The sequence below is a fragment of the Aquaspirillum serpens DSM 68 genome, from assembly GCF_000420525.1.
Taxonomy (GTDB): Bacteria; Pseudomonadota; Gammaproteobacteria; order Burkholderiales; family Aquaspirillaceae; genus Aquaspirillum; species Aquaspirillum serpens.
In genome coordinates this window covers 24304-44695 of the sequence record NZ_ATVC01000005.1, presented here as the reverse complement: position 1 = coordinate 44695, position 20392 = coordinate 24304, and the positions used below count along the sequence as shown (strand labels likewise).

Below are 20392 nucleotides of genomic sequence, written 5' to 3'. Positions count from 1 at the left end.
GCACAGCACGCGATTGGGGTCATTCAAAAATAAGCCTACTGCCCCACTCCATGTCTAAAACATAGAGTGGGACATCAGCGCAGTAGGGCGATTAGGCCGAAGCAGAAGACGCTAAGAAGTCTTGTGCAAAGCGTTGTAACACACCGCCTGCTTCATAGATTGACACTTCTTCTGCGGTATCGAGACGACAGGTCACAGCCACTTCGACGGTTTCACCATTTTTACGATGGATGACCAAGGTCAAGTCGGCACGTGGTTTACGCTCACCAATCACATCATAGGTTTCAGTACCATCGATGTTCAGGGTCTTGCGGTTGACGCCAGATTTGAACTCCAGTGGCAACACACCCATACCGACCAAGTTGGTGCGGTGAATGCGCTCAAATCCTTCTGCAACAATCGCTTCTACCCCAGCTAAACGCACGCCCTTCGCTGCCCAGTCACGGGAAGAACCTTGGCCGTAGTCAGCACCGGCCACAATAATCAGTGGCTGCTTGCGTTCCATGTAGGTTTCGATCGCTTCCCACATCCGCATTACTTTGCCATCCGGCTCGACGCGGGCCAGCGAACCTTTTTTCACCTCGCCATCGACAACGGCCATTTCATTCACCAACTGTGGGTTGGCAAAGGTGGCGCGCATCGCGGTCAGGTGGTCGCCACGGTGAGTGGCGTAAGAGTTGAAGTCCTCTTCCGGCAAGCCCATTTTCGCCAGATATTCACCCGCTGCCGAACTGGCCAAAATCGCGTTAGATGGCGACAGGTGGTCAGTGGTGATGTTGTCTGGCAACACAGCCAAGGGGCGCATGCCCTTGAGCGTACGTGGGTTGGCTGCCAGTGCGCCTACGCCTTCGGTATCCCAGTACGGTGGGCGACGGATATAGGTGGACATTGGGCGCCAGTCGTACAGTGGGCTCTTGGCTTCTTCTACTGTGCCGAGGTCGAACATCGGAATGTAAATCTGTTTGAATTGCTCTGGCTTCACCGAAGCGGCAACGATAGCGTCGATTTCTTCATCCGAAGGCCAAATGTCTTTCAGGCGGATTTCTTTGCCATCGACTACGGTGAGGACATCATTTTCAATGTCAAAACGCACCGTACCAGCGATGGCATAGGCCACCACTAATGGAGGCGATGCCAAGAAAGCTTGTTTGGCATAGGGGTGAATCCGACCATCAAAGTTGCGGTTGCCTGACAACACGGCAGTGGCGTACAAATCGCGGTCGATAATTTCTTGTTGGATTTTTGGATCGAGTGCACCAGACATGCCGTTACAGGTAGTGCAAGCGAAAGCCACGATACCAAAGCCGAGTTTTTCCAGTTCAGGCAATAAACCAGACTCTTGCAGATACAACTCAGCCACTTTAGAACCAGGGGCAAAAGAGGATTTCACCCAAGGTTTACGCACTAAGCCCAATTCATTGGCTTTTTTCGCCAACAAACCGGCGGCGACGACGTTGCGTGGGTTCGAAGTGTTGGTACAGCTGGTGATGGCGGCAATAATCACTGCACCATCTGGCATCAAGCCCTGTGCTTCTTCTGCTTTGGCCTTATCAAGATCCACCGCAATACCGCGTTCGGCCAAGGCACTGGTTGGCAAGCGGCGGTGTGGGTTGGATGGGCCAGCCATATTGCGCACGACGCTGGACAGATCAAATTCAAGCACACGCTCGTATTCTGCTTTCACCAAGCTATCCGCCCACAGACCGGTTACTTTGGCGTAGTTTTCCACCAAAGCCACTTGCTCGGACTCGCGGCCAGTCAATTTCAGATAATCGATGGTTTGTTCATCGATGTAGAACATGGCTGCAGTGGCGCCATATTCTGGACACATATTGGAGATGGTAGCGCGGTCGCCGATTGACAGGCTGGCAGCACCATCACCAAAGAATTCAACATAAGCACCGACCACCCGTTCCTTACGCAGGAACTCGGTCAATGCTAAAACGATATCTGTTGCAGTGATGCCGGGTTGACGTTTACCGGTCAATTTCACACCGACGATATCTGGCAAGCGCATCATCGAGGCGCGGCCCAACATCACGGTTTCTGCTTCCAAACCACCCACACCAATCGCAATCACACCTAAAGCATCGACATGCGGGGTGTGGCTATCGGTACCAACACAGGTATCTGGGAAAGCAATGCCGTCACGCACTTGGATCACCGGCGACATTTTTTCCAAGTTGATTTGGTGCATGATGCCGTTACCGGCAGGAATCACATCCACATTTTTAAATGCAGTACGTGTCCAATCAATAAAGTGGAAACGGTCTTCGTTGCGGCGTTCTTCGATGGCGCGGTTTTTGGCAAAGGCGTCTGGATCATCGCCGCCACATTCAACAGCCAGCGAATGGTCAACGATCAACTGGGTGGGAACCACTGGGTTGACTTTAGCTGGATCGCCACCTTGTTCTGCAATCGCATCACGCAAACCCGCCAAATCCACCAGTGCAGTTTGACCTAAGATGTCATGACACACTACCCGTGCTGGATACCAAGGAAAGTCCAGATCGCGTTTGCGCTCGATGAGTTGCTTGAGAGAGTCGGTTAGGGTAGCGGGATCGCAACGACGCACTAAGTTTTCTGCCAACACACGCGAGGTATAAGGCAGGGTATCGTATGCGCCAGGTTGAATGGCCTCGACTGCGGCGCGCGCGTCGAAATAATCCAGAGAGGTACCAGGCAGAGGTTTGCGGTTTGCTGTGTTCATGATGTCGATGCAAAAAGAGAAGTCATAACTCGGCAAGGGGGCCGTAGCCCCCCCAATTCTTGATTACCGCTGAGCGATAGGAACGAATTCCAGATTTTCTGGGCCGGTGTAGTTGGCGCTTGGGCGAATGATCTTGCCATCAATGCGCTGCTCGATCACGTGTGCTGCCCAGCCAGTGGTACGAGCAATCACGAACAATGGGGTGAACATCGCTGTTGGTACGCCCATCATGTGGTAAGACACGGCACTGAACCAGTCGAGGTTCGGGAACATTTTCTTGATGTCCCACATGACGCTTTCCAAGCGTTCAGCGATGTCATACATCTTCATATCGCCAGCGGCTTCGGACAACTCTTGTGCCACTTGTTTGATCACTTTGTTACGTGGATCAGAAATGGTGTAAACCGGATGGCCAAAACCAATCACCACTTCTTTACGCTCGACACGTGCTTTGATGTCAGCTTCGGCTTCGTCTGGGGTTTCGTAGCGTTTTTGCACTTCGAATGCCACTTCGTTGGCACCGCCGTGTTTTGGACCACGCAAAGCACCGATGGCACCGGTGATGGCGCTGTACATATCCGATCCTGTACCGGCAATCACACGACCAGTGAAGGTCGAAGCGTTAAATTCGTGTTCTGCGTACAGAATCAACGAGGTGTGCATGGCTTTCACCCACAATTCGGAGGGTTTTTCGCCATGTAACAGATGCAAGAAATGACCACCGACGGAATCGTCATCGGTTTCGACATCAATGCGTTTGCCGTTGGTGCTGAAGTGGTACCAGTACAGCAAGGCCGAACCCAAGGAAGCAATCAGACGGTCGGCGATATCGCGTGCACCAGGGCTGTTGTGGTCGTCTTTTTCTGGCAAGGCACAACCCAACACCGACACTGCGGTACGCATCACATCCATTGGATGGCTGGCGGCTGGCAAGGCTTCCAATGCGGTTTTCACTGCCACTGGCAAGCCACGCAGGGCTTTCAATTTTTTCTTGTAACCGACCAATTCGGCGGTGTTTGGCAATTTGCCATGAATCAGCAGATAAGCGATTTCTTCGAATTCGCAGGTGGTAGCGATATCGAGAATGTCGTAACCACGGTAGTGCAGGTCATTACCGGTACGGCCAACGGTACACAAAGCGGTGTTACCGGCGGCGACACCAGACAAGGCAACAGATTTTTTAACTTTAGGGGCTTGTGCTGCTTCGGTCATGGGTGAGTCTCCTGAGTAGGCAGTGACATTAAGTGAGGCAACTGCGTGGTAAAGCGTTGTGTCAGTATGCACAACGCCCTTATTAAATGAATTACTTGTTTTTACCTTCGGCGAACAGCGCATCCAGCTTTTGTTCGTAGTCGTGGTAGCCCAAGTGATCGTACAACTCCATACGGGTTTGCATTAAGTCAACCACATGTTTTTGGGTACCGTGTTCACGCAGGCTGCCATAAACGGCCAATGCGGCTTTGCTCATGGCACGGAAGGCTGACAGCGGATACAGCACTAAGCTGACGCCGTTTTCGCCCAGTTCTTGGGTGGTATACAGTGGGGTGGAGCCAAATTCGGTGATGTTGGCTAACACGGGCACACCAACTGCTTCGGCAAATTGCTTATACATTGCCAAGTCGGTGATGGCTTCTGGGAAGATCATATCAGCACCGGCTTCTACGCAAGCGCGGGCACGGTCGATGGCAGATTGCAAACCTTCAACCGCCAGCGCATCGGTACGAGCCATAATGACAAAGCTGTCATCGCGGCGGGCATCGGTTGCGGCTTTCACGCGATCAACCATTTCTTCTTGGCTCACAATCGCTTTGTTTGGGCGATGGCCGCAGCGTTTTTGTTGCACTTGGTCTTCAATATGCACCGCACCAGCACCGGCTTTTTCCAAGGCGCGCACAGCACGAGCAATATTAAAAGCGCCACCCCAACCAGTGTCGATATCGACTAACAGGGGCAATTCGGTGACTTCAGTAATCCGGCGCACGTCGATCAACACATCTTCTAATGTGGTGATGCCCAAGTCTGGAATCCCGCAAGAGCAAGCCGCCACACCGCCACCGGACAGATATAAGGCTTTGAAACCGGAATGTTCAGCAAGACGGGCGGCATAGGCATTCACCGCCCCAACAACTTGGAGTGGATGTTCTTCTTGAACGGCTTGACGGAAGCGCTGGCCGGCTGTGGTCATAGTTACTCTCCTGAAGGAAACTGGGGTTGTGCTGCGGGGTTACCGAGCAATTGCTTGGTATTCTAGCAAGTGCTTGGTTTAGGCGTAAATAGAAGATGCAATATCTTCATCAAACTGCAACAAGGAAATCATTGGCAAGTCCCAGCAGAAGATTGTTTTGTTGGGAACTTTTGTCTGCATAGTTGTTCTTAACTGACAGCTGATGCGTGTATCAAATGTAGCACAGTGCACTGAAATGTAAGCAGTGTGTCTCAGATGTCGCACCGTACCCACTGCATGTTCGCGGTAACTTGGCCAAGTGACGTTGTCCCCATCTAATCTCGATGGGGACGACCTGCGTAACGAAAGAATAATGAATCATGACTGAACGAGAAGTCGATGAAGATTTGGTGCGCCGAGCACAACGAGGGGAGCCTCGTGCGTTTGATTTGTTGGTTTTGAAATATCAACGGCGCCTAATGCGGTTAATCAGTCGCTATCTACGCGATCCTGCCGAAGTTGAGGATGCGGCACAAGAAGCTTTTGTCAAAGCGTATCGGGCTTTGCCGAACTTCCGTGGTGATAGTGCTTTTTATACGTGGTTGTATCGAATTGGCATCAATACTGCCAAAAATTACATCAGCGCCGGCAGTCGTCGAATTGTGGTAAACGGCGATACACTAGATGACGAAGGCGAGTGGCAAGAATCCTTTGCCCACGGTAGCGATTTGGCGACGCCCGAGGCGGAATTGTCCAACAAGCAAATTGTCGCGACTGTCCATGCCGCGACAGAGGCCTTGCCAGAAGAATTGCGTACTGCTATTACGCTGCGCGAGCTGGAAGGGCTAAGTTATGAAGAAATTGCGCGAGTGATGGATTGTCCGATTGGTACGGTTCGCTCGCGTATTTTCCGTGCCCGAGAGGCGATTGCAGCGCGTTTGCGCCCGATTCTGGAAACATCTGAAGATAGAAGGTGGTAATGATGTCAAAACATGATGAGGATAAGCTGGCCGAGTTGTCGGCGTGGTTAGATGGCGAGGTAGATGATCCTGCCGAATCTGCCCGTTTAGCTCGATTGGCGGCAAGCGACGCGCTATTGAACGAGCGTTGGCAAACCTATCACCTGATTGGTGATGCCTTGCGAGGGGATGCGGGGGTGGTGGGGCGTTCGGTGGCTGATCGGGTGCGCGAAGCGTTACAGCACGAACCAGTGATTTTAGCGCCGCGTGCGTTTGAACAGAAAACCATCCCACACAATGAGCCAACGGCTGACCTAACAGTTGATGTTGCTCAACCTGCGCCTTCGGTGATCCCAATCCAAGAACAACCGCCGGCAAAACCACGCATGATGCCCTCGGCGTGGTGGTTTACTGCCACCGCAGCATCGGTGTTTGCCTTAAGTTGGTGGTTTGCTCCGCAGTGGGAGTCGGCGGTGTCGGCAACCCCAGTGGCTGCTGTGAGTGTGAAAGCAGAACCCACGGTCTCAGTGCGTGCGCCGATGGTGGCCGACCAAACGGCGGTGGCATGGCGTGATACAGGGGTCAATAATCCTTATCTCTATGCGCACCAAGAGGGTGCTTTTGCACCCGTGATGGCACAACGTGTCGCCCTGTCTGGAGAAGGCCGTTGATGCGCTGGCGCTATGGGCTGGCCATGGGCTTGTTGTGGCAAGCAAGCTGGGCGATGGCAAACAATGAGGCAGGGGTGGCGTTGTTGGAAAAGGCCACGCTGGCCGCCCAGCAAACGACCTATCAAGGTAGCTATGTGTTACATGCCGATGCACAGTTGACGGCATTACAAATCATGCACCATTGGAGCCCCGAGGGTGTATTAGAAAAACGCAGTTCCCTCGAGGGTGAAACATGGGAAGCATGGCGTGATGGTCATCTGATTCGGCTGTTTGCGCCTCATCATGCTGGAAAAATGGCAGCACATACGGCACTTGCTCGTCCCTACCCCAATATTTTTACCGGTGAACCGAAACATATTCTGAACCACTATCGCTTACAGCGATTACACCTTGATCGTGCCGCAGGGCAAAATTGTCTGTGGTGGGCGTTGGTGCCAATCGAGCCAAATCGTTTTGTCCGCCATGTCTGTTTTCAACCCGACAGCGGTATGGTGATGAAAACCCAAGTATTAGATGTCGATGGCAAAGTCTTAGAGCGACTGATGTTTACTGCTTTCTCTCGCCAAGTGCCGCCGCCCAATACATGGCCAAAACCGGCGTTTCCTGAACAACGGCGTTTTGTTGAACCACCGATCTCGAACAACAGCGCCGCCACAACCGACATATTGACCCTGCCAACCGGATTCTATTTATTGAAAGACCGTAGCCGCACCTTTCCCGATGGCCGACAAGCGGTGCGCCATTTGACTTTTAGCGATGGTTTGGCGCGCTTTTCTGTGTTTATCGAGCCGGTGCAGCCACAGATGCGGCCAGTGAAGATGGAAGGCCAAGGCGCCACACGACTGTATATTCGTCAACGTGACGGAACGCGAGTGACGGTAGTGGGTGATTTGCCGGATAATGCGCTGCGTGATATTGCTGAATCGGTTTCAGCAAAACGTTAATCCGCCGATTTTTTAGCCCACGACCCTTATGATTGAAACAGAAGCGTATGTCATCTCGGTAGCAGATGGCATGGCATGGGTAGAAACCCGCCCTCATCAAGCTTGCCCAAACTGCGACCCCGTGCATGGCTGTCGCTCACTTTCGATTGCGCGTGTGTTTGCGCTTAAGCCACAACACTATCAAGTTCTCGATCCCCTGCATTCGCAACCGGGGGATCAAGTGGTGGTGGCGGTGGCAGAGCAAGCACTCACCCGCAGCGCACTACTGGGTTATATCGTGCCATTATTGGCCCTATTTTTTGGGGCAATATTGGGGGCACTGATGAGTGAAATCGCTTCAGTGGTGGCGGCGGTGGTGGCCTTTTTGTTCTCACTCTTGATGATTCGACAATACGCAGCCAAATACCGTGGCAATGCTGTGTTTCAGCCTGTGATTTTACGTCGCTTGCCACAACAGCGGCGTTGTGTGGAGAAGCCATGTCAGCTCAAAAAAAATTCAGCCAACTCTTAATTGCCAGCAGCCTCGCTGCCTTATTAGCGGTGGCGATGCCGGTAACAGCGGCACCGTTCACCGTTGGTAAACAATTTGCCGGATTTCTCGCAACTGGTCGAAAAAGAAGGCCGTGCTGTGGTCAATATCTCGACCAAACAAACAGTACGACAGCGGCAAAATGCTTCGCCGTTTCCTGATGAATTATTAAATGATCCACTATTCGAATTTTTCCGCCGCTTTGGTCAACCACAAACCGCACCGCAGCGCGAGTTTCAAGCCAGCTCTTTGGGGTCTGGCTTTATTATTTCGCCAGATGGCTATGTGCTAACCAACGCCCATGTGGTCGCAAAAGCCGATGAAATCACAGTGACTTTCACTGACAAGCGGGAGTATCGTGCCAAATTGATTGGCGCGGATGCGCGGACGGATGTGGCATTGCTCAAAATCGAGGCCAATAATTTGCCGTCGGTTTCTTTGGGTAATCCCGCGCAACTGAAAGTCGGTGAGTGGGTGGTGGCGATTGGCTCTCCCTTTGGTTTTGAAAGTTCGGTCACAGCGGGGATTGTCTCGGCTAAAGGGCGCCGGTTGCCAGATGAATCCTATGTGCCTTTTATTCAAACTGATGTTGCCGTTAATCCGGGTAACTCTGGTGGCCCGTTGTTCAATATGAATGGCCAAGTCGTTGGGATTAACTCGCAAATTTACAGCCGCTCTGGTGGTTTTATGGGGATTAGCTTTGCTATCCCGATTGATGTGGCGATGCAAATTGCTGATCAACTGAAAAATAAAGGCCGTGTGGTGCGTGGCCGGATTGGTGTCACCATTCAAGAGCTGTCGCGTGATTTAGCGGCCTCTTTTGGCCTGACCTCTGCCAATGGTGCCTTGGTCAATGCGGTAGAGCCTGGGGGGCCGGCTGAGCGTGCAGGGTTACGCACTGGCGATATTATTTTGAAGGTCAATGGGCAGGCGATTGAAAACTCTGCTGATTTACCGCGTCAAGTGGGTAATAGCCAACCCGGTAAGCCCATTCAATTAGAAATTTGGCGCAATCGTGGTCTGCGGCAGGTATCAGTAACACCGGATGAAATCCGCGAAGCCGAAGGTCGTGTCGCACAACGTGAGCCGAAACGTAATACCGAACCTGCCGGCCAAGTTGCTGCGCCGCGTTTGGGTTTACAGCTGGCTGAATTACCTGCTGCACAGCTCGCCCGCTTTCAGGTGAAATTTGGTTTGTTGGTGCAGCGAGTCGGTGCAGGGGCGCAGCGCGCCGGTGTGCAGACGGGGGACATCATTATTGGGGTGGGTAATGAGATGTTGAGCAATAGTGAACAATTCCGCCAAGCTGTCAATGAAGCCAAATCCGGTGGCGCACTGGCGCTGCGTATTGTGCGCGGTGGTGGTACGCTGTTTGTTGCCATTCCGGTTGGGGCAGAATAAATGACACAACCCATCACCCTCACTCTCTATTTCCGTGAGTATTGCAGTTTGTGTCATACCATGCTGGCGCAGTTAAAACAGTTGCAACAAAGCTATCCGTTTTTACTGGATATTCGGGATGTTGATGCCGACCCCGAATTAGAAGCCCGCTTTGATGAAAAGGTGCCAGTTTTAATGTACGAGGAAGAAGAACTCTGTCATTGGCATCTCGACCTGACACGGGTTAATGCTTTCCTAAAGGAAATCCGCTAGAATCGCGCGCTGTTAAGCGTCTTTAGAGGGCACCGCGTGTGCCCTTCATCTTTTTTGCCGAATGCCATGAACCTAATCCGTAATTTTTCGATTATTGCCCATATTGATCACGGTAAATCCACACTGGCTGATCGTTTTATTCAATACTGCGGTGGCTTATCTGAGCGTGAAATGAACAGCCAAGTGCTTGATTCGATGGATATCGAAAAAGAGCGTGGCATTACCATTAAAGCTCAGACCGCTGCTTTGCAATATCGCGCCCGTGATGGTCAAACCTATGCCTTAAACCTGATTGACACCCCTGGACACGTTGACTTTTCTTACGAGGTCAGTCGCTCGTTGTCGGCCTGTGAAGGGGCGTTGTTGGTTGTTGATGCTTCACAAGGGGTGGAAGCCCAAACCGTTGCCAACTGCTATACCGCCATCGAGCTGGGGGTAGAAGTGGTGCCGGTGTTGAATAAAATTGACTTGCCCGCCGCTGAACCGGAGCGCGTGTCGCAAGAAATTGAAGACATTATCGGGATTGAAGCCACCGATGCCGTGCGTGCCTCGGCAAAATCGGGCATTGGTATCGAAGATATCTTAGAAGAGATTGTTAAAAAAATTCCGCCGCCACAGGGAAAACCTGATGCCCCACTGAAAGCCCTGATTATCGACTCTTGGTTTGATAACTATGTTGGTGTAGTGATGTTGGTGCGGGTGGTGGATGGCAGTCTCAAACCCAAAGACAAAATCAAGTTCATGGCCACCGGCGCGGAACATTTATGTGAGCAAGTCGGGGTCTTTACACCTAAATCGCTGCCACGTCCGGCATTGCATGCTGGTGAAGTGGGTTTTGTGATTGCTGGCATTAAAGAGCTGAAATCGGCCAAAGTCGGCGACACCATTACCTTAGCCACCCAGCCCGCTACTGAAGCCTTGCCAGGTTTCAAAGAAGTGCAATCACAAGTGTTTGCCGGTTTGTATCCGGTGGAAAGCCATGACTACGAAGCTTTACGCGATGCGCTAGAAAAATTGCAGCTCAATGATGCTTCGTTGCGATTTGAACCAGAAGTCTCGCAAGCTTTGGGTTTTGGTTTCCGCTGTGGCTTCTTGGGGCTGTTGCACTTAGAAATTGTGCAAGAGCGTCTTGAGCGCGAATTCGATATGGATTTGATTACCACTGCGCCAACGGTGGTCTATGAAGTGTTGCTGAAAGACGGTGAGTTAATCGAGGTGGAAAACCCCTCGCGCCTACCCGACCCCGGCAAAATCGAAGAAATCCGCGAACCGATCATCACCTCGACCATTTTGGTACCACAAGATTATGTCGGCGCAGTGATGACCTTGTGTAATCAAAAACGCGGAGTGCAGCGCAATATGCAATACATGGGGCGGCAAGTGATGCTGACCTATGACATGCCAATGAATGAAGTGGTGATGGACTTCTTTGATAAATTGAAATCAACCAGCCGTGGCTATGCTTCGTTGGATTATGAATTCAAAGAATTCCAAACGGCAGACTTGGTGAAATTGGATATTTTGGTCAATAGCGAACGGGTCGATGCTTTGTCTTTAATCGTACACCGTGCTTCTAGCCAATATCGTGGTCGAGAATTAGCCGCCAAGATGCGCGAATTAATTCCACGCCAGATGTTTGATATTGCCGTGCAAGCCGCCATCGGTAGCCACATTATTGCCCGTGAAACCATTAAAGCACTGCGTAAAAATGTGTTAGCGAAGTGCTACGGTGGTGATATTACGCGTAAGAAAAAGCTGCTCGAGAAACAAAAAGCAGGTAAGAAACGGATGAAGCAAGTGGGTAATGTGGAAATTCCACAAGCCGCTTTCTTGGCCATTTTGCAAGTCAGCGATAAATAAGGATTGCACGAGATGAATTGGTTATGGGTATTTGCCATTCTGACCGTATTGGGCCCTATCCTGATTGCGGTCTCAGGAAAACGGCAGCCAACCGATAAAGATCAGCCGATTGGCGTGCAAACAGGTTATTTGTGTTTGGTGCTCGGTGGCTTTGGTTTGTTGTCCCAATGGATGAGCTTTACTGCTGTGATGTTGGTGTTTGTGCTGGTGACGGGGGTGGTGACAGGGCTGAATCGCTTTGTGCTAGCCAAACGCCGTTCACCCGAACAGCTACAACCTCATTTTGTTGAATATGCCCGTAGCTTTTTCCCTGTGATTCTAGTGGTGTTTTTGCTGCGTGCTTTTTTGGTCGAACCATTCCAAATTCCTTCCAGTTCGATGCGACCGGGCTTAGTGGTCGGTGATTTTATTCTGGTGAATAAATTTACCTACGGTATTCGAGTGCCGGTGTTAAACAATGTTTTAATCGAAGTGAACAAGGTAAAACGCGGTGATGTGGTGGTGTTCGGTTTTCCGCCAAATCCACAGGTGAACTTCATTAAACGGGTAGTAGGTCTGCCGGGTGATGTGGTTGAGTACCGTGATAAGACTTTGATTATCAACGGCGAACGAGTCAAAGATGTTGCCGATGGTACCTACGATTATTTAGAACAAGGGTTGGCGATGGTGCATTCGCGGCAATATCGCGAAACGATTGATGGCCGTTCTTACCAAGTGTTGAAAGTGGAAGGAATGCCGCCGGTGTTTATGCCTCAAGTGGCGGAGTTTCCTTTCCGTGAAAATTGTCGTTACAACGAAGAAGGTTTTAGCTGCAAAGTGCCTGCTGGACATTATTTCACCATCGGTGACAACCGCGATAACAGTCATGATGGCCGTTATTGGGGGTTTGTCCCAGATCAGTTATTAGTCGGTGAGGCTTTCTTTATTTGGATGAATTTTAGCGAACCCTCTCGCATTGGGACGCGGATACATTGAGCATGGCGTCTTCTTCTCTACCGCTGTTGATGCAGCGTCTGAATTATGTCTTTCAACAACCTGAATGGCTGTTACAGGCGCTGACCCATCGCAGCTTTGGTGTACCTAATAATGAGCGCCTCGAATTTATCGGCGACAGTATTTTGAATTACAGCATTGCGCGGATGCTGTTTGACCGTTTTCCTGATCAATCCGAAGGCAGTTTGTCGCGTTTGCGTGCCAATTTGGTCAATCAGGATACCTTGGCACAAGTGGCATTAGACATCGGTATCAGTGGTGTCTTGCGTTTGGGTGAAGGCGAAATGAAAAGCGGTGGTGCACAACGGCCATCGATTTTGGCGGATGCCCTAGAAGCGATTTTTGCGGCGGTCTGTTTAGATGCCGATTTTGCACAAGCAGAGCATGTGGTGCGCCATCTGTTTGTTGAACAGGTCAATGCTTTAAACCCAGAAGGCCACGTCAAAGATGCCAAAACTCGGCTGCAAGAATGGCTGCAAAGCCGCCGCTTGGCATTGCCGAACTATCGTATTATCGAACAGTCGGGCGAAGCCCATGCACAGCACTTCCGCGTCAGTTGTGAACTACCTGTCCTGACCGTGGTGGCCGAGGGCAGTGGTTCGAGCCGCCGGCGTGCAGAGCAACAAGCGGCTGAGGCTGTGCTTGCCATTTTGGCCCAGCCATCACCCAGCAAAAAACGGAAAGTGAAATCATGAACGACTCTATCGACACCTTGCCCGAGCTCCCCGAGACCGCGCAACCGTATTTTGCTGTGCCAGAAGGTTTCCGCTGTGGCTTTGTCGCCATCGTCGGGCGGCCAAACGTCGGTAAATCGACGTTGATGAACCACCTGATTGGGCAAAAAATCTCGATTACTTCAGAAAAAGCCCAAACCACACGCCATCGTGTAACCGGTATCGAAACACGGCCATTGGTGCAATATATCTTTGTTGACACCCCAGGCTTTCAGACCAAACACCGCAATGCGCTTAACGATGCGTTGAATAAGAGCGTGCGTGATACCTTGTCTGATGTCGATTGTGTGTTATTTGTGTTGGAAGCGGGGCGTTTGTCGGATGCCGACCGTGAAGTGATTGCGTTACTGCCGAAAAACCGCCCAGTGATTTTGGTGGTGAATAAAGCCGATCGTTTAAAAGACAAAGCGCGGATGGCGGCGTTTTTATTATCGGCCAGCCAAGCATTTGAATTTGCCGAAATTATTAGTGTCTCGGCAAAACATGGTCATCGATTAGATGCACTGCTCAGCATCATCAGCCCCTATTTGCCAGAAGGCCCACCGTTATATCCAGAGGACATGGTCACCGACAAAAATTCGCGCTTTTTAGCCGCAGAAATTGTCCGTGAAAAATTGTTCCGTTATCTCGGTGAAGAATTACCGTATGCGATGAATGTCGAAGTGGATCGCTTTGAAACCGAAGAAGATGGCCGCTTCCATATTTACGCCACTGTTTTTGTCGATAAACCCGGACAAAAGGCGATTGTGATTGGCAAAAGCGGCGAACGGATGAAGAAAATTGCCTCCGAAGCGCGGGCTGATATGGAAAAACTGTTTGCCACCCGCGTGTTCCTTGAAGTATGGGTCAAGGTTAAAGGCGGGTGGGCAGATGATGTTCGTTTCTTGAAGCAATTCGATTTATAAGCACCGGCCATGAAAGTCGAGGGACAACCGGCTTTTGTGCTACACAGTCAGCCTTATAAAGAAACCAGCCTGTTGTTGGAATGCTTGAGCCGTGATTATGGTCGAGTGGCTTTAGTGGCGCGTGGTGCGCGGCGGCCTCGGGCAGAAATTCGCGGGCAAGTTTTACCGTTTGTGCCGTTGGTGCTGGATTGGTTTGGTAAAAGCGAACTGCGGACTTTAGCGCGGGTGGAATGGCTAGGCGGTGTGCCACAGTTAAGCGGGTTGCCCTTGCTGTCTGGCTTTTATCTCAACGAGTTGTTGTTGCGATTGCTGGCGCGTGATGACCCACATGAAGCGGTGTTCACTGCCTATCAACAAGCCATTATTGGGCTAGCCTGTGGTGAACTCGGCGCGGTGTCGTTAGTATTGCGGCGTTTTGAATTGGCGTTGTTGACCGGCTTGGGTTATGCCCCCAACCTCAGCCACCAAGCCGGTGGTGTAATACCGATTGAGCCAGAACAACAATATTGTTTTATTGCCGGTCATGGGGCTGAACCGTTGCCGTTGGTGTTGCCGGTTGATATTCCCGAAACCGGTTATCAATGTCTGGTTTCCGGCACGACCTTATTGGCGTTAGCGCACGATCAACTGCAACAGCGTTGGGTCGTACAAGAAGCAAAAATCTTGCTGCGCACTTTGCTTGATGCCGTGTTAGGGGCGGTGCCTTTAGCCTCGCGACGGGTGTTACATGCGGTACATGAGCCGCGTACGCGCGTGTGGCCGGTGATGCCGGCTTAATGTTTCTTTTTAAGAAGGGTTTGCCATGATTTTGCTTGGTGTAAATATCGATCATGTCGCTACTTTGCGACAAGCGCGTGGCACACGGTATCCCAGTCCACTTGAGGCAGCTTTGGTGGCGGAATCGTCCGGTGCTGACTTAATCACACTGCACTTGCGTGAAGACCGCCGCCATATTCAAGATCAAGATGTGAAATTGATGCGTGGGGCGATTAAAACGCGCATGAATTTAGAGATGGCACTGACGCCAGAGATGTTGGAACACGCTCTTGCCATTCGGCCACAAGATGTCTGTTTGGTGCCAGAAAAACGTGAAGAAATCACCACTGAAGGTGGTTTAGATGTGTTGGCACAGTTTGATTTGATTCAAGACTATGTCCGCACGTTGCGTAAGGCTGGCATTCGGGTGTCGCTGTTTATCGATCCTGATGAAGAAGCGATTCGTGCTTCAGCAGAGTCGGGGGCAACGGTGGTTGAATTGCACACTGGCCGTTACGCTGATGCCGAGGGGCATGATTTACCGCAACAAGAATTGAAGCGGATTCGTGTTGCTGCTCGTCGTGCCGCCGATTTAGGCTTGGTGGTGAACGCCGGTCATGGTTTGCACTATCACAATGTGGCACCGATTGCAGAAATTGCCGACATCGCAGAATTAAACATTGGTCACGCCATTGTGGCACAAGCTTTGTTCACTGGTTTTTCTCAAGCGGTACGCGATATGAAAACCCTGATGGTTGAGGCACGGCGGGGTGCGAAGTGATTTACGGTGTTGGTACCGATCTCACCGATCATCAACGCATTGCTGCGGTGTGGCACCGACATGGTGAGCGGTTTGCCCGCCGTTTGCTGAGTGCGGTTGAGTTTGCTGAGTTCCTTTCCCATCCACAGCCGGTGGCTTTTTTAGCCAAGCGTTGGGCGGCAAAAGAGGCGATTGGTAAGGCGACAGGGTTGGGGGTACGTGCGCCTTTTTTGTTGCCGGCCATGTCGATTCAACGCGATCACCTTGGCAAGCCTGTTGTGGTGTTTGCCCCTGCAGCGGCGCAGTGGTTGGCTGAACGTCAGATTCAGCGTTGTCATCTTTCTCTCTCTGATGAAAAACAGCTGTCGCTAGCTTTTGTTGTCTTAGAAACGGACGAATAAACCGATGCCAATTTTATCTTTGCCACGCGGCCCTTTAATGTTGGATATTCAGGGCACCGAGCTACAAGCCCATGAACGCGAATTACTGTGTCACCCACAAGTCGGCGGGGTGATTTTGTTCCGGCGTAATTTTCTCTCGCCAGCACAAATTCGCGATTTGGTGGCAGAGATTCATGCGGTGCGATCTCCTGCTTTATTGGTGGCAGTCGATCATGAAGGTGGGCGGGTGCAACGCTTTTTATCCGGTTTTACGCATTTGCCGCCGATGCGGGTATTGGGGCAGTTATGGCAACAAACCCCTGAACAGGCGCTGGTTTTGGCAGAGCAATGTGGCGAAGTGTTGGCGACTGAATTGCGTGCAGTGGGCGTCGATTTGAGTTTTACGCCAGTCTTAGATTTAGACTGGGGCCGTTCTGGGGTGATTGGCGACCGTTCTTTTGCTTTGCAGGCAAGCACGGTAACGGTGTTAGCACAGGCGTTGATACGTGGCTTAGCTCGCGGTGGGATGGCGGCGTGTGGCAAACATTTCCCGGGGCATGGCTGGGTAGAAGCAGACTCTCATCATGCAATTCCAGTGGATGAGCGTGATTTTGCCACGATTGCAGCGGCGGATTTACAGCCTTTTTCTGCTTTGGCTCAACAGGGGTTGGCTGCGGTGATGCCGGCCCATGTGGTATATCCGGCGGTTGATGATCAACCTGCTGGTTTTTCTGCTTTCTGGTTGCAACACATTCTGCGGCAACAATTGCGTTTTGAAGGCGTGATTTTCAGCGATGATTTGTGCATGGAAGGGGCTGCAGGCGCCGGTGGCGTGGTGGAACGGGCTGTGTTGGCTTTGCAAGCCGGTTGTGACATGGTGTTGGTGTGTAACCGTCCTGATTTGGCACAGACGCTTTTGAACGCATGGGGTGAACAGCGTGCGATTCCGTCTTCTTTAGCGCCGCGTTTGGCTGCGATGGCGGGGCAGTTGTCTATCGAAGCGGCACAGCAACGGTTAACCGAAGCAGACTTTATTGCGATGCAAACCACCGTCGCCGCCCTCGCCATTCCACCAGAGCAATTACGTTCTGGTGTGAAAGTCGGGGAGGCGCATTAGCGCCATTCAAGTTTTGTAGTCTGAGTTGATTATCTGTGAGTTGATTTTTCAAAATGACTGATCAACTCCGCTGCACTCGGGCAAGCTTCATGTTTTGCAGCATTTTCAATAGCGAAATGCCAATATTTAGTGATTCTCTTTGCAAAAGATATTTTTTGTCCAGGGCCACGCTTACCCTTTTCAGCTGCAATTTCTTTTAATCTATCCCATGGCTTGCCCACTGTTTTCTCTGGCTCTGATTCATAAAAATCTTGGGTGCCTAGCCAAGTATTCATCGCATCGGTATCTGCTAAATACCATGCTTCAAGTGCTTTGACAGCAATGAAAGCAAAGGTAACCTTGGTGTGTCTCACCCTTTTTCTGACCGTCTCGATGTGCAATTCATCTTCTAAATCAGTCAAAACATAAATAGCATCTACTTGTTTTTGTTCAAGTCGGCTAATAAATTCCTCAATATTTTGTGGTAGTAAATTACCCCCGCCTTCGGCATCGATAACTGGTGTTACCAGTTCATAACCATGTTTGTTCAAGAATGCCCTAAACTGTGGCGACTCAATAATAATTTTTTCACTACCCCCTTCAACAATAAAGCCTATTTTTTTACGTTCATTTGTTACCATGGCAAACCCCCATCAAATAGGTTTGTTAACCATGCTGTATCTAATGCAATTTTTTTCTTGTCAATACCAGAGGTTTTAGCACTTTGAATTTGTGTTTTTCCCTCTTTTTTACTCACAAAATAAAGTTCCTCTACCTCCGAACTTCTCACAACTGATTCGCTATGAGTGGTGATGAACACAGGGTGCTGGGTAGAGGCATTTTCACGCATAAGTTGAACGAGTTCGGCGATAGCCTTCGGATGAATGCCACGCTCAGGTTCTTCAATGATGGTAATTCCATATTCCCGTGCGCGGCTTAGAATGGCAGTTAATATACATAAAGCGTAAATTGTACCATCTGATATTAGTGAAGCTGGAAATCGTGCCTTGGTGCCTTCTTCTTTAAATGTTATTACGGTTGAAGCATCCAGCCTTTGCTTCTCTGTTTTCACGTTTTCCATACCCGGAACGATGAGTTCGATCCACTCTAATACCTGTTCGCGAAAATCATCGTCTTTTTCAAGCACAGATAACATCGTTGCGATGTTTTTGCCGTTTGGATCAAGCGCTGTGGCATCGGCCGCAGCATTATCAGGTTCTTTTGCTGCAAACGGGTCAATACGGAAAACACAAATATTAGTCAGAAAGCGATAAAGTGCAGTATCGCTTAATAACATCATCGCTGACATTTCCTTAGGATAGCTTGTTAATTTTTGTAACCCCTCACGATCACCTAATTGGACTTGAGGTTCACTGGAGTTTTTACGATCAATCAATATGCTACCATTGACTTTTAAACTTTCTTGGATTTCTGGTAAGTTTTCTAGCGATCGGATCGTTAAGTCATAATGATAGTGCACACTGTTTATATCTATTTCTAGTGTGAATGACATCGTTGTCCGTTGCTCTTTGCGAAACTTGAAACAGTGAATTTGGTTAAACCCACCAAACTCACGAACCGCTTGAACAACCCCTCGTTTTATAACTGCACCAAGGAATGCAAGTGCATCAACTAAGTTGCTTTTTCCTGAGCCATTTGCACCTGCTAACACCAGAAAGGGTGAACTATTACCAAGCTTAATATGTGCAATACTTTTAAAACCTTTGATCTCTAGCTTATGTATATTCATTGTTATTCCTTGTAAGGATACTATGAGTAAAGCACTATTTTTCCATGATTTACCTTTAACCGATTAAAAAATATCGTTAGGTAAATAAATTGGCATTTTTTATGGTGGTTAATAAAACATTTTTCTCAAATTTATTCGAGGGTAGTACCGAAGCTGACCATATCGATAGACTCAAACCTAATCGGCTTGTGACTATCCTTCTTCATCCCACTTCCGCAAAACAGCGAGTTTTTCCGCAATTTTTATTTCCAGCCCCCTTGGTACAGGTTGATACCAATTCGGGGCGGCCATCCCCTCTGGGAAGTAGTTTTCCCCGGCGGCGTAAGCATTGGGTTCATCATGCGCATAGCGGTACTCATGGCCATAGCCCAGTTCCTTCATCAACTTGGTAGGCGCATTGCGTAGATGAACGGGGACTTCTCGGCTTTTATCCTGCTTTACAAAAGCCTTGGCCTGATTGTAAGCCACATACCCCGCATTACTCTTTGCGGCGACAGCTAAATAAATCACTGCCTGCGCTAAGGCCAATTCTCCCTCAGGACTGCCTAAACGCTCAAAAGTGGTGGCGGCATCGTTGGCAATTTGCATCGCTCTTGGATCGGCCAGCCCAATATCCTCCCACGCCATCCGAATAATCCGCCGCGACAAATACTTAGCATCGGCCCCACCATCTAACATTCGAGTTAACCAATATAAGGCGGCATCGGGATTAGAGCCGCGTACTGACTTGTGTAAAGCCGAAATTTGGTCGTAGAAAAACTCGCCCCCTTTATCAAACCGGCGCTGGTTGAGGGTTAAGGCGTTGTGGATAAATTCCGCATCAATATTGTGAACCCCTGCCGCTTGTGCAGCAGTGGCGCACTGTTCAACCAAATTGAGCAATTTTCTGCCATCACCATCGGCATAGGCAACCAGCGTAGTGCGTGCCACTTCATCCAAAATCAAATCTGGCATCGCCACTTGTTGAGCGCGGGCTAATAGCTGTTGTAATTCATCATCGGTGAGGGATTGCAAAACATAGACTTGTGCCCGCGACAGCAAAGCCGAATTCACTTCAAATGAGGGGTTTTCGGTGGTGGCACCGAGTAGGGTGATGACGCCTCTCTCGGTATAAGGCAATAGCGCATCTTGTTGCGACTTATTAAAACGGTGAATTTCATCGACGAACAAAATGGTTTTTTTATTCTGTTGCCGATAGTGTTCGGCCTGCTCCATTGCCGCACGAATCTCTTTCACACCGGAAAATACTGCCGAGAGCGCAATAAATTCTGCATCAACAGCATGGGCGGTGAGTCTTGCCAAAGTGGTTTTACCCACCCCAGGTGGCCCCCAAAAAATCATCGAGTGCAGTTTTCGTGCTTGAAAAGCCAACCGTAATGGTTTACCTGCACCAAGCAAATGCGATTGCCCAATGACTTCATCCAGATGTTGCGGGCGCATCCGTTCGGCTAAGGGCAGCGTGGTTGAGGGAAAGGTCTCGAATAAATCCATTTTCACATCGCAAAAAAAGACCCGCTGTGCGGACACA

Annotated in this window: 20 protein-coding genes; 14 read left to right on the top strand and 6 right to left on the bottom strand. The window is 50.2% G+C overall.

The genetic code is table 11. The features are described from left to right. Positions 1-91: 91 nt before the first annotated feature. From acnD to prpB, 3 genes are all read right to left on the bottom strand, one after another. Positions 92-2710, bottom strand: coding sequence for a Fe/S-dependent 2-methylisocitrate dehydratase AcnD (gene acnD, locus G465_RS0102065; RefSeq protein WP_022652823.1), 2619 nt, complete (start codon positions 2708-2710; stop codon positions 92-94). Positions 2711-2773: 63 nt separating this feature from the next. Further along, complete coding sequence (prpC, locus tag G465_RS0102060; protein ID WP_022652822.1) at positions 2774-3922, bottom strand: bifunctional 2-methylcitrate synthase/citrate synthase; 1149 nt, start codon at positions 3920-3922, stop codon at positions 2774-2776. 91 nt (positions 3923-4013) lie between these two features. Continuing rightward, on the bottom strand, positions 4014-4895 hold the full coding sequence (gene prpB, locus G465_RS0102055) for a methylisocitrate lyase (protein ID WP_022652821.1): 882 nt from the start codon (positions 4893-4895) through the stop codon (positions 4014-4016). A gap of 359 nt (positions 4896-5254) precedes the next feature. Between prpB and rpoE the strand changes: the two genes are divergently transcribed. From rpoE to nagZ, 14 genes are all read left to right on the top strand, one after another. Beyond that, complete coding sequence (gene rpoE / locus G465_RS0102050; RefSeq protein ID WP_022652820.1) at positions 5255-5854, top strand: RNA polymerase sigma factor RpoE; 600 nt, start codon at positions 5255-5257, stop codon at positions 5852-5854. Further along, positions 5854-6504, top strand: a complete 651-nt coding sequence (locus G465_RS14915) for a sigma-E factor negative regulatory protein (RefSeq protein ID WP_022652819.1) — start codon at positions 5854-5856, stop codon at positions 6502-6504. Before rpoE ends, G465_RS14915 begins: the two co-directional genes overlap by 1 nt. After that, a complete protein-coding gene (locus G465_RS0102040; protein WP_022652818.1) occupies positions 6504-7448 on the top strand; it encodes a MucB/RseB C-terminal domain-containing protein in 945 nt (314 codons plus the stop codon). Before G465_RS14915 ends, G465_RS0102040 begins: the two co-directional genes overlap by 1 nt. A gap of 28 nt (positions 7449-7476) precedes the next feature. Continuing rightward, positions 7477-7959: a SoxR reducing system RseC family protein gene (locus tag G465_RS14910; RefSeq protein WP_022652817.1), complete on the top strand. Its 483-nt coding sequence runs from the start codon at positions 7477-7479 to the stop codon at positions 7957-7959. A 75-nt stretch (positions 7960-8034) separates the two neighbouring features. Continuing rightward, positions 8035-9378 carry a DegQ family serine endoprotease gene (locus G465_RS13095; RefSeq protein WP_245556736.1) on the top strand — a complete coding sequence of 448 codons (1344 nt, stop codon included), beginning with the start codon at positions 8035-8037 and terminating at the stop codon, positions 9376-9378. Next, positions 9379-9630 (top strand): glutaredoxin family protein, encoded by a 252-nt coding sequence (locus G465_RS0102025; protein WP_022652815.1) that lies wholly within the window; start codon positions 9379-9381, stop codon positions 9628-9630. Between the two features lie 66 nt (positions 9631-9696). Further along, a complete protein-coding gene (gene lepA / locus G465_RS0102020; RefSeq protein WP_022652814.1) occupies positions 9697-11490 on the top strand; it encodes a translation elongation factor 4 in 1794 nt (597 codons plus the stop codon). A 12-nt stretch (positions 11491-11502) separates the two neighbouring features. After that, positions 11503-12465: a signal peptidase I gene (lepB, locus tag G465_RS0102015; protein WP_022652813.1), complete on the top strand. Its 963-nt coding sequence runs from the start codon at positions 11503-11505 to the stop codon at positions 12463-12465. Between the two features lie 2 nt (positions 12466-12467). Beyond that, the gene (rnc, locus tag G465_RS0102010; RefSeq protein WP_022652812.1) at positions 12468-13178 is read left to right on the top strand and encodes a ribonuclease III; all 711 of its coding nucleotides are present in this window, start codon (positions 12468-12470) and stop codon (positions 13176-13178) included. Further along, entirely contained in the window at positions 13175-14122 is a 948-nt protein-coding gene (gene era / locus G465_RS0102005) for a GTPase Era (protein WP_022652811.1), read from the top strand. Before rnc ends, era begins: the two co-directional genes overlap by 4 nt. 9 nt (positions 14123-14131) lie before the next feature. After that, positions 14132-14899, top strand: a complete 768-nt coding sequence (gene recO / locus G465_RS13090) for a DNA repair protein RecO (protein ID WP_022652810.1) — start codon at positions 14132-14134, stop codon at positions 14897-14899. Positions 14900-14924: 25 nt separating this feature from the next. Further along, positions 14925-15659, top strand: coding sequence for a pyridoxine 5'-phosphate synthase (gene pdxJ, locus G465_RS0101995; protein ID WP_022652809.1), 735 nt, complete (start codon positions 14925-14927; stop codon positions 15657-15659). Beyond that, entirely contained in the window at positions 15656-16039 is a 384-nt protein-coding gene (gene acpS, locus G465_RS0101990; protein WP_022652808.1) for a holo-ACP synthase, read from the top strand. The genes pdxJ and acpS overlap by 4 nt, the downstream gene beginning before the upstream one ends. A 4-nt stretch (positions 16040-16043) precedes the next feature. Then, complete coding sequence (gene nagZ / locus G465_RS0101985; RefSeq protein WP_022652807.1) at positions 16044-17135, top strand: beta-N-acetylhexosaminidase; 1092 nt, start codon at positions 16044-16046, stop codon at positions 17133-17135. 29 nt (positions 17136-17164) lie between these two features. On the opposite strand, the gene G465_RS0101980 is transcribed toward nagZ, so the two are convergent. The 3 genes from G465_RS0101980 to G465_RS0101970 all read right to left on the bottom strand — a co-directional run bounded on the left by G465_RS0101980 (position 17165) and on the right by G465_RS0101970 (position 20355). Continuing rightward, a complete protein-coding gene (locus G465_RS0101980) occupies positions 17165-17755 on the bottom strand; it encodes a DUF4276 family protein (protein WP_022652806.1) in 591 nt (196 codons plus the stop codon). Continuing rightward, positions 17749-18864 (bottom strand): AAA family ATPase, encoded by a 1116-nt coding sequence (locus G465_RS0101975; protein WP_022652805.1) that lies wholly within the window; start codon positions 18862-18864, stop codon positions 17749-17751. Before G465_RS0101975 ends, G465_RS0101980 begins: the two co-directional genes overlap by 7 nt. A gap of 192 nt (positions 18865-19056) precedes the next feature. Beyond that, on the bottom strand, positions 19057-20355 hold the full coding sequence (locus tag G465_RS0101970; protein ID WP_022652804.1) for a replication-associated recombination protein A: 1299 nt from the start codon (positions 20353-20355) through the stop codon (positions 19057-19059). Positions 20356-20392: the final 37 nt, after the last annotated feature.